General features: G+C 65.1%; 13 protein-coding genes. 11 read left to right on the forward strand and 2 right to left on the reverse strand.

The genetic code is table 11. From position 1 onward, the window contains the following. Window positions 1-24: 24 nt before the first annotated feature. From argS to BJ997_RS03635, 9 genes are all read left to right on the forward strand, one after another. Complete coding sequence (gene argS / locus BJ997_RS03595) at window positions 25-1,701, forward strand: arginine--tRNA ligase (protein WP_035838320.1); 1,677 nt, start codon at window positions 25-27, stop codon at window positions 1,699-1,701. Between the two features lie 2 nt (window positions 1,702-1,703). Beyond that, window positions 1,704-2,456, forward strand: a complete 753-nt coding sequence (locus BJ997_RS03600; protein ID WP_035838318.1) for an LmeA family phospholipid-binding protein — start codon at window positions 1,704-1,706, stop codon at window positions 2,454-2,456. Between the two features lie 183 nt (window positions 2,457-2,639). Then, complete coding sequence (gene lysA, locus BJ997_RS03605) at window positions 2,640-4,079, forward strand: diaminopimelate decarboxylase (protein WP_035838316.1); 1,440 nt, start codon at window positions 2,640-2,642, stop codon at window positions 4,077-4,079. Next, window positions 4,076-5,410 carry a homoserine dehydrogenase gene (locus BJ997_RS03610; protein WP_035838314.1) on the forward strand — a complete coding sequence of 445 codons (1,335 nt, stop codon included), beginning with the start codon at window positions 4,076-4,078 and terminating at the stop codon, window positions 5,408-5,410. Before lysA ends, BJ997_RS03610 begins: the two co-directional genes overlap by 4 nt. Beyond that, window positions 5,410-6,540 (forward strand): threonine synthase, encoded by a 1,131-nt coding sequence (gene thrC / locus BJ997_RS03615; RefSeq protein ID WP_052542516.1) that lies wholly within the window; start codon window positions 5,410-5,412, stop codon window positions 6,538-6,540. Before BJ997_RS03610 ends, thrC begins: the two co-directional genes overlap by 1 nt. Continuing rightward, on the forward strand, window positions 6,537-7,487 hold the full coding sequence (gene thrB, locus BJ997_RS03620) for a homoserine kinase (protein WP_035838312.1): 951 nt from the start codon (window positions 6,537-6,539) through the stop codon (window positions 7,485-7,487). The genes thrC and thrB overlap by 4 nt, the downstream gene beginning before the upstream one ends. A gap of 319 nt (window positions 7,488-7,806) precedes the next feature. Next, window positions 7,807-10,140 carry a transcription termination factor Rho gene (gene rho, locus BJ997_RS03625; protein WP_035838310.1) on the forward strand — a complete coding sequence of 778 codons (2,334 nt, stop codon included), beginning with the start codon at window positions 7,807-7,809 and terminating at the stop codon, window positions 10,138-10,140. Next, complete coding sequence (gene prfA, locus BJ997_RS03630; protein ID WP_035838308.1) at window positions 10,140-11,219, forward strand: peptide chain release factor 1; 1,080 nt, start codon at window positions 10,140-10,142, stop codon at window positions 11,217-11,219. The genes rho and prfA overlap by 1 nt, the downstream gene beginning before the upstream one ends. Before the next feature lie 152 nt (window positions 11,220-11,371). Beyond that, window positions 11,372-12,298: an NADP-dependent oxidoreductase gene (locus BJ997_RS03635; protein ID WP_052542515.1), complete on the forward strand. Its 927-nt coding sequence runs from the start codon at window positions 11,372-11,374 to the stop codon at window positions 12,296-12,298. 204 nt (window positions 12,299-12,502) lie between these two features. Here the strand turns inward: BJ997_RS03635 and BJ997_RS21715 are convergent, their stop codons facing one another. Further along, on the reverse strand, window positions 12,503-12,631 hold the full coding sequence (locus BJ997_RS21715) for a hypothetical protein (protein WP_276512144.1): 129 nt from the start codon (window positions 12,629-12,631) through the stop codon (window positions 12,503-12,505). A gap of 138 nt (window positions 12,632-12,769) precedes the next feature. On the opposite strand from BJ997_RS21715, the gene BJ997_RS03640 reads away from it, so the two are divergent. Continuing rightward, a protein-coding gene (locus tag BJ997_RS03640) for an IS3 family transposase (protein ID WP_183323757.1) occupies window positions 12,770-14,169 on the forward strand; the annotation gives its coding sequence in 2 pieces (ribosomal slippage) (window positions 12,770-13,091 and window positions 13,091-14,169; 1,401 coding nt in all). Between the two features lie 44 nt (window positions 14,170-14,213). Beyond that, complete coding sequence (locus BJ997_RS03645) at window positions 14,214-14,483, forward strand: hypothetical protein (RefSeq protein ID WP_221243923.1); 270 nt, start codon at window positions 14,214-14,216, stop codon at window positions 14,481-14,483. A gap of 53 nt (window positions 14,484-14,536) precedes the next feature. On the opposite strand, the gene epsC is transcribed toward BJ997_RS03645, so the two are convergent. Next, complete coding sequence (gene epsC, locus BJ997_RS03650) at window positions 14,537-15,127, reverse strand: serine O-acetyltransferase EpsC (RefSeq protein WP_035837590.1); 591 nt, start codon at window positions 15,125-15,127, stop codon at window positions 14,537-14,539. Window positions 15,128-15,139 lie beyond the last annotated feature (12 nt).

Here is a 15,139-nt window from a genome sequence, read left to right on the forward strand (position 1 = left end):
TGAGGCGGGCCGTAAGATTGACAAGTGACTCCTGCCGAACTTTCCCAGACCCTTTTCGACCTCATTACCCAGGTCGGTGAGCGTCGGCGTGACGCCGGCAGCGACACGACAGACCTCGGTCTGGCCGTTTCCGACGTCACCCTCGAGCGCCCGCGCAACCGCGACCACGGTGACTGGGCATCGAGCATCGCACTCAAAATCGCCAAGCCGCTCGGCACGACGCCGCGTGAAATTGCCGCAGAACTGGCCGCCGGGCTTGAGAAGCTGCCCGAGGTGGCGTCCGTTGAGGTGGCCGGCCCCGGCTTCATCAACATCCGCCTCGAGGCCGCCGCCGCCGGCGCGCTCGCCCAGAAGATCGTTGACGCCGGCCCCGCGTACGGCACCGGTGACCTGTACACGGGCATCAAGATCAACCTCGAGTTTGTTTCCGCCAACCCTACCGGCCCCATCCACATGGGCGGCGTGCGCTGGGCCGCGGTGGGCGACAGCCTCGCCCGCGTGCTCAAGGCGCAGGGAGCGGATGTCACGCGCGAGTACTACTTCAACGATCACGGCTCGCAGATCGACCGCTTCGCTCGCAGCGTGCTCGCCAGCTACCTCGGCGAGCCCACGCCCGAAGACGGCTACGGCGGCGCCTACATCGGCGAGATCGCCAACACCGTAGTGGGCCTCTACGACGGTGACATCGCCGGTCTCGCCCGCGACGACCAGCAGGAGATCTTCCGCTCCATCGGAGTCGACCTGATGTTCACGGAGATCAAAGACAAGCTGCACGGCTTCGGCGTGGACTTCGACGTGTTTTTCCACGAAGACTCGCTGCACGAGTCCGGCGCCGTCGACCGCGCCATCGCCCGCCTGCGCGAGCAGGGGCACATCTTCGAAGCGGATGGCGCCATCTGGCTGCGCACCACGACCTTCGGCGACGACCGTGACCGTGTCATCATCCGCTCGAACGGCGAACCCGCCTACATCTCGGGCGACCTTGGCTACTACCTCGACAAGCGCGAACGCGGTTTCGACCAGTGCCTGATCATGCTCGGCGCCGACCACCACGGCTACATCGGCCGCATGATGGCCATGGTGTCGGCGTTCGGCGACGAGCCCGGCGTGAACCTGCAGATCCTGATCGGCCAGATGGTCAACCTGCTCAAGGACGGCGAACCCGTGCGCATGTCCAAGCGCAACGGCACCATCGTGACCCTTGACGACCTCGTCGACGCCGTGGGCGTCGACGCCGGCCGGTACTCCCTCGTGCGCTCCAGCAGCGACTCGCAGCTCGACATCGACCTCGACCTGCTCGGCAAGCGCACCAACGAGAACCCTGTGTTCTACGTGCAGTACGCGCACGCCCGCACGTGCTCGGTCGCCCGCAACGCGGCAGCTTCCGGGGTCGATCGCACGGTCTTCGCGCCCGAGCTGCTCACTCACGACAGCGAATCCGCCCTGCTCGGCGTGCTGCAGGAATTCCCCCGCGTGGTAGCCCAGGCCGCCGAACTGCGCGAGCCGCACCGTGTGGCCCGTTACATCGAAGAGGTCGCGGGCTACTACCACCGCTGGTACGACAACTGTCGGGTGATTCCGCTCGGTGAGGAGCCCGTCACCGATGTTCATCGCACCCGGCTGTGGCTCAACGACGCCACCGGCCAGGTGATCCGCAACGGCCTCGGCCTGCTCGGCGTTGCGGCCCCGGAGAAGATGTAAGCATGGCCGGCAAGCGCCGCGGCCCCGGCTGCCTCATCCTCTGCGTGGTGCTGGTGGGCCTGCTCGTCGGCGCCTATTTTCTCGCCGACAACGGGTTGCGCGCGTTTGCCGAGGGTCAGGCGGAGCAACAGATAGCGGATGCGCTCCCGGCCTCGGTCACCGGGGATATGGCTGTGTCCATCGGTGGGGTCTCGGTGATCGCACAGTACTTCTCCGGTAGTTTCGACCACGTCGAGCTGACCGCGCCGCAGCTCACTGTCGACGGAGTGCCGGCATCCGTTCGAATCGTGGCAACGGATGTCGAGCCCAAACTCGGGGGTACGATCGGCCACGTCGACGCGACACTCGATCTCACGCCCGAGACCCTCAACTCGCTGGCGCACGAAGCGGGAACGCCCCCCGAGACGCAGCTCGTTCTCGGCCGCGACGTTGTCACCTATGCAGGCACGCTCTCGGTGGCCGGCTTCCCGATCGGCTACCAGGCTAGCGCAACCCCGTCCGTCACCGAGAACGCCCTCGTCTTCACGCCGACGGCAGCCGAGGTGACGACGGATCTCGGCTCGCTCGACGTGAGTGCCATCCTGCCGACAGTGCTTGGCCAGGCTCCGATCAGCGTGTGCGTGGCGAAATACCTGCCCGCAGAAGTCGCCCTGAGTACCGTGGATGTCACGCCGGACCGCGCACGCATTACGCTGGAGTCGAGCACCATGGTGCTTACCAAGCAGTCACTCGCCACCCTGGGTACCTGTTCCTAGCTCGGATCCTCCGAGCGCACCGGCGCCCGCATCCAGGTTGCTACTATTTCATCCAGCACGCGCTACACCAGCTCGCCCGCCCACCGCGGCTGCGATCTCGCCTCGCTTCAGGGACCAATCCGGGTTCGCTCGCTCGGCACAAACAGTTCGCGCCCCCATTCGATCCCCGTGAGGTTTTCACCCGTGGCACCGAACCCGCTCGCCCCCGCATGGCTCGCCCTGCCCGCCGACGCCAATGACCTGGCCCCTGGGCTCTGGCCCGTGAACGCCGAGCGCACCGAGGCCGGCGAACTGTCCCTCGGCGGTGTCAGCGCGTCCGAGCTCGTGGCCCGTTTCGGTACTCCTCTTTATGTAGTCGATGAAGCGGATGCCCGCGCCCGCGCGGCCGAACTCCGAGAGGTCTTTGAGACCGCATTCGCCCGCATCGGTGCCGCCGTGCACGTGTACTACGCCGGGAAGGCGTTTCTGTCCACCGATGTGGTGCGCTGGATGCTCGAAGCCGGCCTCAACATCGACGTGTGTACGACGGGGGAACTCGCCGTTGCCCTCGCCGGGGGTGCCGACCCGGCCCGACTGGGTTACCACGGCAACAACAAGTCCCTCGCGGAACTCGACGAGGCCGCGCGCCTGCGCATCGGCTCGCTCGTGATCGACAGCGAGATTGAGATCGCACGGGCCGCCGCCGCCGCGACGCGCCACGGCATCGTGCTCAACGTGCGGCTGCGTGTCAACAGCGGCGTGCACGCGTCCACCCACGATTTCCTCGCCACCTCGCACGAAGACCAGAAATTCGGCGTGGTGCTCGACGATGCCGCGCGCCTCGTGGCCCTGATCCGCTCGGAGAAGTCCCTGCGTTTCATTGGCCTGCACTGTCACATCGGCTCGCAGATCTTCGGCGCTGACGGCTTTGCAGAGAGCGCCTCGCGGCTGCTTGCCGTGCACGCGGAGCTGCTGGCTGGCGGCCCGGTGCCGGAACTCAACCTCGGCGGCGGTTTCGGTATTGCCTATACGAGCGCAGACATACCCACGCCGATCGGCGAACTGGCGACTCGGCTTGCAGAAATCGTCGAGACTGAATGCTCCCGCCGAGGAATCCCGGTTCCCGACGTGGCCTTCGAGCCCGGACGCGTGATCATCGGCCCGGCTGGCGTGACGCTCTACGAGGTCGGAACCATCAAACCTGTCGAAATTTCGGGCTCGACCCGCCTCTACGTGAGCGTTGACGGCGGCATGAGCGACAACATCCGCCCGGCCTTGTACGGCGCCGATTTCTCGGTGCGGCTCGCCAATCGGGTGTCACCCGCGGCGCCCGGGCTCGTTCGCGTGGCCGGCAAACACTGCGAAAGCGGCGATGTGGTCGTGAACGCGGCCTACCTGCCCGCAGACGTGACCCCCGGCGACCTCGCTGCTGTGCCCGCCACCGGCGCCTACTGCTGGTCACTCGCCAACAACTACAACTATCTGGGCCGTGCGCCGGTCGTCGCCGTGAACGGCGGCGAGGCGCGCGTGCTCGTTCGCGGCGAAACTGTCGACGACCTGCTCGCGCGCGATGCCGGGTTTATGCATGGTGCTGGGGCTGTTTCGACAGGCTCCACCACCGATACTGGAGGAACCACCCGATGATCGAATACCGCAACCTGCGCGTCGCCCTTCTCGGCGGTGGATCCGTGGGCGCCCAGGTGGCCCGCCTGCTGCTCGAGCAGAGCGAAGAGCTCGCCAGCCGCGTGGGCGCGAGCCTTGAACTGGTCGGCATCGCGGTGCGCAACGTCGACGCCGAACGCACGGTTGACCTGCCCAAGGAACTCTTCACCACGGATGCCGAATCCCTCATTCTGGGTGCGGACGTCGTGATCGAGCTGATGGGTGGCATCGAACCGGCGCGCAGCTACATCCTGCTTGCCATCAATTCCGGAGCGGATGTCGTCACCGCGAACAAGGCTCTGCTCGCCGAGCATGGGGCAGAGCTCTTCGCCGCGGCCGACCAGGTGGGCGCGCAGCTGAATTACGAGGCTGCCGTTGCGGGCGCGATTCCCATTCTTCGTCCGCTGCGCGAAAGCCTGGCCGGCGACAGGGTCGTGCGCATCCTCGGCATCGTCAACGGCACGACGAACTACATTCTCGATCGCATGGACGAGGCCGGAGACTCCCTGGAGGACGCGCTCGCGTCCGCCACGGCGCTCGGTTACGCCGAAGCCGACCCGACCGCCGACATCGGTGGCTACGACGCGGCGCAGAAGGCAGCCATTCTGGCGAGCCTGGCGTTCCACACCACGGTGCCGCTCGCATCCGTTTATCGGGAGGGCATCACCTCGGTCACGCCCGCGCAGATCGAATCGGCTCGAAAGGCCGGCTACGTGGTGAAGCTTCTCGCCATCTGCGAACGCTTCACCGACGAGCACGGCGTGGACGGCGTCTCCGCCCGCGTGTACCCGGCCATGGTTCCGCGCAGCCACCCGCTCGCGGCCGTGCACGGCGCGAACAACGCTGTGTTCGTGGAGGCGGAGGCCGCCGGAAGCCTCATGTTCTACGGAGCAGGGGCCGGGGGAGTTGAGACTGCCTCTGCCGTGCTCGGCGACCTGGTGTCCCTCGCCCGCCGCCACGTTGCGGGCGGCCCTGGGGTGGCCGCCTCGAGCCACGCTGGCCTGCCCGTCTTCGACATCGGCAGCGTCACCACGCGCTACGCGGTGACCCTCGAAGTCACCGACGAGCCCGGCGTGCTCGCCGAAGTGGCGAGCGTGTTCAGCAGGCACCATGTGTCGCTCGCCCTCGTGGAACAGTCCATGACCCCCGCCGTGGCCAAAACCGTGAGTCGCGCCGCCGTCTCCGCCACGGCTACCCTTGTGATCGGAACGCACGAAGCCACGGAGGCCGCCCTGGCCGCCACCGTGAGCGACCTCGCGGCCAACCGATTTGTCACCACCATCGCATCCGTTTTGAGAGTTGAAGGAGTCTGATGTCCGTTCAGTCCAGCCTGAATGAGTCCGTGGTCAACGCCGTCAAGGCGCCCACGTCCCGGCAGTGGCGCGGTGTGCTGCGTGAGTACGCTGACCGCCTTAACATTTCGGATGCCACGCCCATCATCACGCTCGGCGAGGGCGGCACGCCGCTCATTCCCGCACCGGCGCTCTCCGCCCGCACCGGCGCGAAGGTCTGGATCAAGTTCGAGGGCATGAACCCGACGGGCTCGTTCAAAGACCGCGGCATGACGATGGCGATCTCGAAGGCGATGGAAGACGGCGCGAAGGCCGTTATCTGTGCCTCGACAGGGAACACCTCCGCCTCGGCGGCCGCCTACGCCACCCACGCCGGAATCACGGCCGCGGTGCTCGTGCCGGAAGGCAAGATCGCCATGGGCAAGCTCAGCCAGGCCGTGGCGCACAACGCCCAGCTGCTGCAGGTGCAGGGCAACTTCGACGACTGCCTCGACATCGCCCGCGACCTCGCCGCGAACTATCCTGTGCACCTCGTGAACTCGGTCAACCCCGACCGCATCGAGGGCCAGAAGACCGCGGCGTTCGAGGTCGTCGAAGTGCTCGGCGACGCCCCAGACTTCCACTTTGTTCCGGTCGGAAACGCCGGCAATTACACCGCCTACTTCCGCGGCTACAGCGAAGAGGTGGCCCGCGGCGCCACCACGAAGCTTCCGCGCATGTTTGGCTTCCAGGCCTCCGGCAGCGCACCCATCGTGCTCGGCCACCGCGTCGAGAACCCCGACACGATCGCGAGCGCCATCCGCATCGGAAACCCGGCCTCGTGGGACCTCGCCCTGAACGCACGTGAGGTGAGCGACGGCTACTTCGGTGCCATCACCGACCCGAAGATCCTCGAAGCCCACCGCATCCTGTCGGCCGAGGTGGGTATCTTCGTCGAGCCCGCCTCCGCGATCGGTGTCGCAGGATTGCTCGAACGCTCCGAGGCCGGACTCATCCCGGCCGGAGCCACCGTGGTCATCACCGTGACCGGCCACGGCCTGAAAGACCCTCAGTGGGCCCTTCGCACCGCAGACGGCTCGGACGTCTTGCCCACCATCGTTCCCGTCGACACCGCCGAAATCGCCAGCGTGCTCGGACTGGGCAAGGCATGACCGAAACGACGGTCTCGCTTGCCGGGCGAGCGGTAGCGGTTCAGGTTCCGGCCACCACGGCTAACCTAGGCCCCGGCTTCGACACCCTGGGCCTCGCCCTGGCCAAGTACGACCACCTCGAGGTTCGCGTTCGCGACGAGCCCGGGGTGACCGTCGAGGTGCACGGCGTCGGCGAGGGTGAAGTGCCTACCGACGAAAGCAACCTCGTCGTGAAGGCGATCGCGCACACCTTCGCGGCATACGGCCTGCCGATGCCGGGCTTGAACCTGGTTGCCCAGAACGTCATTCCGCACGGACGAGGCCTCGGTTCCTCAGGTGCAGCCATCGTCTCGGGCATTCTCGCGGCGAAGGGGCTGCTCGAGGGAATCGTCGACATCGACGCCGAAGCGCTCCTTGCCCTGGCAACGGAGATGGAAGGCCACCCCGACAACGTGGCACCCGCGCTGTTCGGCGGTTTGACAATCGCCTGGATGACTCCGGAGGGCCCCAAGCACAAGAAGCTCATGGTGCACCGCGGCGTCAAACCGCTGGTCTTCGTTCCGGAACACGTTATGTCGACGGCCCTCGCCAGAAGCCTGCAGCCCGAATCTGTTCCTCACGAGGATGCCGTCTTCAACCTCTCCCGTTCGGCGCTGCTCATTGCGGCCCTCATCCAGAGCCCGGAGCTGCTGCTGACTGCGACAGAGGACAAGTTGCACCAGAGCTACCGTGCCGCTGCCATGCCGGAGACCAACCGCCTGATCACCCTCCTGCGAGAGAAGGGCTTCGCCGCCGTTGTCTCGGGAGCCGGGCCGTCGATCCTGGTGCTCGCGAGCGATCCCGGCCAGCGCCTGGTGGCCGCCGAACTCGTGGCCGAGGCCTCCGACACTCCCTGGCGTGCGCTCATGCTCGCGGTGGATTTTCAGGGCGCCACGGTGACGCCGCTGGTCGACGAGGTCGCTGCGTAAGGATCTGAAATGAATCCAGGGCGCATAGTGCACGGCTGTGGCCGAGCACTATGCGCCCTGTTCTCGTGACGCCGCTCGTTCTTGTCGCGGCGGGAGAAGTGCTAGAGTGATTGCGCACCCGATAGAAACCGCGCAATCTGCGAACTCGTCTCCGGTGCATTCCCTGTAACTCACTGCTATTGCGTCGTTAGACCGTGGCTGTGTGTGTTCATACCAATCCCCTCAATTTGTCGGATTGGTTCACTCGCAGCGCGTTCAGTCGCTGCACACATCTCTCCTGGCACGTTTTGTATGGCGTCAGGGGAAAGGAACCCCCTTCGTGACCGATGTCAACCTCCGTTCCACTGGTACGGAAATTTCTCGCCTGAACTCCCTCCGCGTCGCCGAGCTGCAAGCTCTGGCCGTCGGGCTGGGTATTCAGGGCGCATCCAAACTTCGTAAAGGAGAGCTCGTGGAAGCTATTGCTGCGCAACAGTCAGTGGTCGGCGGCGGCGACGCGCCGACAGCTACCAGCGCCGTCGATGCCGCTCGTGCTGCCGCCGCACCGGTGGCCGAGGCCGCCCCGCGCAAGCGCGCGCCGCGCCGCGCCAGCTCCGCAACGGCTGCCCCAGCGGTGGCGCACGTCAATGCCGACGGCAGTGCCATCGACAAGTTGGGCTCACTCGGCATCATCCTGCCGGAGGCCAAGCCCACCGTCGTTTCTTCCGTCGCACCAGTCGAGACCGCTGTCGACGCTGCCGCCGATGAGAAGCCGGCTCGCCAGACGCGCAAGCGTGCTGTGCGCGTGGCACCTGTCGACGTGAGCGAGGCCGCCGATGTCGTGTCCGACACCGCCGCCGCCGCTGACGCCGCTGACTCTGAAAAGACTGCAACCGATGCGCCCGCCACCGGGTCGCGCCGCAACTCGCGCCGTGCTTCATCGCTTCGCCCCCGTGTGATTCACGAAGAGGCTCCCGTTGTCTCCGAGCCTTACGACGAAGCCGCTGCCGTTTCCGACGGGTCCTCTGAAGAATCGGCTGACGCCGCTGAGGAGCAGGTCGAGCAGCCCCGTCAGGGTCGCAGCCGCAACCGCAGCCGCGGCGATCGCACGCAGAATGCCGATCGCGCGAACGACCGCGCCCCCCAAGACCGTAACCAGGCCCAGGACCGCAACCAGACGCAGAACGAGCGCGGCCAGGGTGCACAGGACGACGGCAATCGCCAGCAGAACCAGCGTCAGGCCGGACGCAACCAGGACCGCAACCAGGGTCAGAACGACCGTGCGCAGAACCAGGATCGCGGCCAGGACCGTAACCAGGGCGACCGTAACCAGAACCAGGACCGTAACCAGGACCGGGCCCAGCAGGACCGCAACCAGAATCAGGATCGCAACCAGGGGCCGGATCGCGCCGGACTGGATGAGGACCTGAACGGTCGCGGAAATCGCAACCGTTACCGTGACCGCAAGCGCCGCGGCCCGAACACGGGTGAAGAATTCGAGCCAGAGGTCAACGACGATGACGTGCTCATCCCCGTCGCTGGAATCCTCGACGTGCTCGACAACTACGCCTTCGTGCGCACCTCCGGCTACCTGCCCGGTGCCAGCGACGTGTACGTGTCGCTCGGCCAGGTCAAGAAGTACAACCTGCGCAAGGGTGACGCCGTCGTCGGTTCCATCCGCCAGCCGCACGAGGGCGACCAGAGCGGTCGCCAGAAGTACAACGCCATCGTCAAGGTCGACTCGATCAACGGTCTCACCGTTGAGGAGGCGGCAACCCGCGTCGAATTCCAGAAGCTCACACCGCTCTACCCCCAGGAGCGTTTGCGCCTGGAGACCGAGCCCGGCAAGGTCACGCAGCGCATCATCGACCTGGTCGCCCCGATCGGAAAGGGTCAGCGCGGCCTCATCGTCGCACCGCCGAAGGCCGGCAAAACCATCGTCATGCAGCAGATCGCCAACGCGATCGCCACGAACAACCCCGAGGTCCACCTCATGGTTGTTCTCGTCGACGAGCGTCCTGAAGAAGTCACCGACATGCAGCGCACCGTCAAGGGTGAGGTCATCGCCTCTACCTTTGACCGTCCGGCCGAGGACCACACGACGGTCGCCGAGCTCGCCATCGAGCGCGCCAAGCGCCTCGTGGAGCTGGGCCACGACGTCGTCGTGCTGCTCGACTCCATCACCCGTCTGGGCCGTGCCTACAACCTCGTGGCCCCGCCGTCGGGTCGCATTCTCTCCGGTGGCGTCGACGCATCCGCTCTGTACCCGCCGAAGCGTTTCTTCGGTGCCGCGCGCAACATCGAGAACGGTGGATCGCTCACCATCCTCGCGTCGGCGCTCGTCGAGACCGGTTCCAAGATGGACGAGGTCATCTTCGAGGAGTTCAAGGGAACCGGCAACATGGAGCTCCGCCTGTCACGCCACCTGGCCGACAAGCGCATCTTCCCCGCGGTCGACGTGAACGCATCGGGAACCCGCCGCGAAGAAATGCTGATGAGCGCGGATGAAGTGAAGGTCACCTGGAAGCTGCGTCGCGCCCTCGCCGGACTCGAGCAGCAGCAGGCACTCGAGCTCATCCTCGGCCGCCTCAAGGAGACGTCCTCGAACGTGGAGTTCCTCGCCCAGGTGCAGAAGTCGATGCCGACCCTGAGCGGGTCGGAAAAGGACCGCTAATGTTCGAATCCGTCCTCACGCTGCTGGCCGAGCACGACGACCTCCAGTCGCAGTTGGCGGATCCGGAGCTGCACGCGAATCCGGCCCGTTCCAAGAAGGTCAACCGACGCTACGCCGAGCTGAGCCGCATCATCGCGGCGTACCACGAGTGGAAGGCCGTGAGCGACAATCTCGACGCCGCTCGCGAACTGGCGGACGAGGACCCCTCCTTTGCGGAAGAGATCCCCGAGCTCACGGAACAGCTCGACGTCACGGCCGAAAAGCTGCGACGCCTGCTCATTCCGCGGGACCCGCTCGATGCCCGTGACGTGATCATGGAGATCAAGATGGGGGAGGGCGGCGCGGAATCCGCGCTGTTCGCCGCCGACCTGCTCCGAATGTACCTGCACTACGCGGAATCCAATCGCTGGAAGACCGAGATCATCGAGCAGACCACGAGCGACCTCGGCGGTATCAAGGACATCCAGCTGGCCATCAAGGGATCTTCGAGCGATCCCGCCGATGGCGTCTGGGCGCACCTCAAATACGAGGGCGGCGTGCACCGTGTTCAGCGGGTGCCCGCCACCGAGTCCCAGGGACGGATCCATACGTCCGCCGCCGGCGTGCTCGTCTTCCCCGAAGTCGACGAGCCTGAAGAGGTCGAGATCAGCGCCAACGACCTCAAGATCGACGTGTACCGCTCGAGTGGCCCCGGTGGCCAGTCGGTGAACACGACGGACTCCGCCGTGCGTATCACCCACTTGCCCACCGGCATCGTGGTGGCAATGCAGAACGAGAAGAGCCAGCTACAGAACAAGGAAGCGGGCATGCGCGTTCTGCGGGCCCGGGTTCTCGCCCGGCAGCAGGAAGAGATCGATGCGGCCGCGAGCCTCGTGCGCAAGGGTCAGATCCGCACCATGGATCGCTCCGAGCGCATTCGCACGTACAACTTCCCTGAAAACCGCATTGCCGACCACCGTACCGGCTACAAGGCGTACAACCTTGACGCCGTCATGAACGGTGCCCTGCACGCCGTGATCGAGTCGTGCATCACGGCCGACGAAGAAACGCGTCTGGCCGAGCTGGGCGATCCGGAGTAACCCCCGGTTCCTCCCGAAGCGGTCCCCTGGTCAGCAGGGGGCCGCTTTTTTTCTCCCTCCGGAGTCGTCCGGTACTACTATGAATGCTGTCAATTCCGGGTTCCCCAGCCCCACCGCTGCACCGAACCCCTTCGTGAATCGGGAGCGGAACCATGAAAGCGGTGCAGATTCGTCACTTCGGCAGTCCGGACGACCTCGTCATCAGCGAGGCACCGGCTCCACCCACGCCCGGCGAGGGACAACTCCTGGTCAGGGTTGCGGCAGCGAGCGTCAACCCTCTCGACGAACTGACCGTCGTGGGAGGCCTCGAATCGATTGTTCCCCTGAAGCTACCCGTCATCGTGGGCGGCGACTTCGCCGGAATCGTGCAGGACATTGGGCCCGGTGTCGACAACGTGCAGGTCGGTGATGCCGTCATCGGCCAGGCCCACCCCGCCCTCGGCGGGAACGGAACCTTCGCGGAATTCATTCTGGCCCCAGCCGCCCTCACCAGTCGGGCGCCGGAGGTGATCGACCTCGTGGAGGCGGCCGGGCTGCCCCTCGCGGGGTCAAGTGCCCTGCAGGCGCTGCGCACGCTCGAGGTGGGACCCGACAGCACGATCGTCGTTCTCGGCGCCGGGGGGGCTGTGGGAAGTATCGGCGTGCAGGCCGCCAAACACCTGGGAGCCACGGTGATTGCGGATGCTGCGGCTGACGACACAGAGTATGTGCGCAGCATCGGTGCGGACCAGGTCTACAACTACGCCGACCAGTCGTGGGTGAGCCGCGTGCACGACGTCGACGGGATCCTCGACGCGTCCACAGGCGTCGACGCAACCATCTACTATCCGATGCTCAAGCCCGCGGCGCGCTTCGTGTCGCTCGCAACCCGGCACGACCCTGAGGCCGCGGAAGCGGCGGGAATCGAAGCCATCAACCAGTTCACCTATCCTGCGACGGAGCTGCTGGCGGAGGTCGCGAGTCTCGTCGACGCCGGCGTGATCCATCAAAGAATTGCGGCAGTTTTCCCAGCGGCCCACACCAGGGCGGCATTTGCGGCAGCCGGAATCGCCCACGGAAAATGTCTCGTCACGTTCTGACGATCAGGCGGAATTCGTCGTGAACAGTACCTTGATGTGTTGACACGTAGCGCGGGACGCTGGAGTCTGAGAGGGAGACAGACTCGAAACCCAAGTGAAAGTGTTGGCATTTGTCATGAAAAAACTTGCAAAGAAAAAAGCAGCATCGCTCATTCTCACATTCTTCGCCGTAGCAGTCGCAGTTTTCGGCGTGAGCGCACCGGCTTATGCGGCCACAAAGATCTCCCATTCCTCGGCCACCTCGCAGTTGAGTGCGGCCGGCGTGACCTGGAGTTCCAGCGGCAATTGCTCCACGCGATCGAACTCCACTTGCACGTCGTTCGACCAGGTCAACCAGGAGTCGATCCCCTACGTGTCAGGGTTGGGTGAGGCCAGTACCTCAGAGCAAGTCCGCCGTTTGACGTAGGGCGAGAATCAGGAATCATCACCATGTCCAGTCCGTCTTTGAGCGCAGTGCGCGACGATAGTCATATGAGTAGTCCCGGACCCCGAGCTGGTGGTCCGACCTCGAGAAGGTCGTTCACCCCAGCGCAGAAGCTTGCGTACCTCGCCGCGTATGACACGGCCATCAAGAACAACGAGGGCGGCACTTATCTGCGCACCGAAGGGCTCTACTCCTCGCAGATCACCGAATGGCGAAAACTGCGCGACGCGGGCGTCCTCGCAGGCAAGAAGCCCGGTGAAAAGATTGGCCGGTTAACTCCGGAGCAGGCTGAAATCGCCCGGCTGCGCCGCCAGTTGAGCAAGACCGAGCAGCGGTTGGAAACGACGGGGGTGGCGTTGGAGATCATGTCAAAAATGCACGAGCTACTCGAAAGTCTTTCGAAGAGCTCGCGGGACGAAACACCGTGCGCGTTGCCGTAATGACCGCGTACCGCGAACTGGCCAGTCGAGGGATCTCGACTCGCGTCGCGGCCGACCTGGTCGGGATCCCTCGAGCGACAGCCACAAGGAAACGACGCATTCCCGTGGCCCGGCCGGCGCTGATTCCGGCGAACAAGATCGGCGACACCGGCCGCCGCGAGATCCTTGACGTCGTCAATTCACAGCCGTTCGTTGACCTGCCACCGATCCAGATCTACGCCCAACTGCTCGACGCGGACACGTACTTGTGCTCCATATCAACGATGTATCGGGTGTTGAACGAGAATCAGCAGGTCAAGGACCGCCGCCGCCAGGCGCGCCATCCTGCCCGGGCGATCCCGGAACTGACGGCGACGGGACCCGGCCAGGTACTCAGCTGGGATATTACGAAACTCGCCGGCCCGATCAAGGGCAAGTACTTCGATGCTTACGTGATGATCGATATTTACTCCCGCTACATCGTCGGCGCCTATGTTCACGCGTCGGAATCCGGCGAGCTGGCGGTGGAGATGATGAAGGAGATCTTCGGCATTCACGGCGTCCCTCAGGTCGTTCACGCCGACCGCGGCACGTCGATGACATCCAAGACCGTCGCGGCGCTGTTGTCTGACTTGGAGGTCACCAAATCGCACTCGAGGCCTCGGGTGAGTAACGATAATCCCTACAGCGAGGCCTGGTTCAAGACCCTGAAGTTCGCTCCGACGTTCCCCGAACGCTTCGGCTCCCTTGCCGACGCGAAGACGTTCATGGCCTCGTTCGTCGACGGCTACAACCACGAGCATCGCCACTCCGGGATCGGCCTCAACACGCCAGCAGACGTTCATTACGGCCTCGCCGAGGCGAAGGCCATCGAACGGGCAGCGACGCTGGACGCGGCACGCGCACGCTTCCCAGAGCGATTCAGCACCAACAAGGCGCCGCAGATCCTGTCCATTCCCAAGACGGCATGGATCAATAAACCAGCCCCCAAACCTATCGAGAATGAAGGGCTCGAACTAGCCGCCTAAACTCCCACTGGCCTCATCCACCTTGACAAATTCCGATCTCCGGCGTGGTCACCCTCAAGAACGCAAGCGGCTGCGCTATCAACGTGACAGGCGGCACAGAGGTCGGGCATGCGGCCGGTACGTACAGCCACTACAACGGATACAAGATTGACGTGTCCGATTACACATGCATCAGCAGTTACATCACGAACTCGTTCACCTACATCGGTGTTCGGGGCGATGGCGCCCCGCAGTACCAGTCGGGGGCTGGCAACGTGTACGCCAACGAGGGTAGCCACTGGGACATCACGTTCTACAACTGTGGTGGGTGCTGACGCTTGAGGTATGACAAGAACCCCGCCGAGATCGACGGGGTTCTTGTGCGTCGCTAGATGTAATAATCCTCGGGCCAGGGGACCCCACCACGCGCGGACTCGCTCGTCTCCGGTTTGACGGGGCGCACCTTCGCCGGAAGGCCTACGAGCAGCGAATGCGGCGGCGCGTCCTTGGTCACCACGGAGTTCGCACCGATCGTGCTGCGCGCGCCGATGGTGATGGGGCCGAGCACCTTGGCGCCCGCACCGACGGTGACGCCGTCTTCGAGCGTGGGGTGACGCTTGTCGCCACGGTTCACGCCGTGGCGGCTCTTGCCGCCGAGAGTGACGCCGTGATACAGCATCACGTCGTCGCCCAGCTCGGCTGTCTCGCCGATCACGACGCCCATGCCGTGATCGATGAACAGACGCCGACCGATCGTGGCCCCCGGGTGGATCTCGATCCCGGTGAGGAACCGGGCAAACTGTGACACCAGGCGTGCGGGGAGATAGAACCGGCGGCGCCACAGAATATGGGCGACACGGTAGCTCCACACCGCATGCAGCCCGCTATAAGCGAGAAAGATTTCGGCGTTGCTCCGCGCAGCGGGATCATGCTTGTGCGCGTTCGCCACATCCTCGCGAATGCGAGCCACAATTGTCATCGAAGGAGTCTG

Origin of the sequence: Cryobacterium roopkundense, from assembly GCF_014200405.1 — a bacterium.
In the GTDB taxonomy this organism is placed as follows: Bacteria; Actinomycetota; Actinomycetes; order Actinomycetales; family Microbacteriaceae; genus Cryobacterium; species Cryobacterium roopkundense.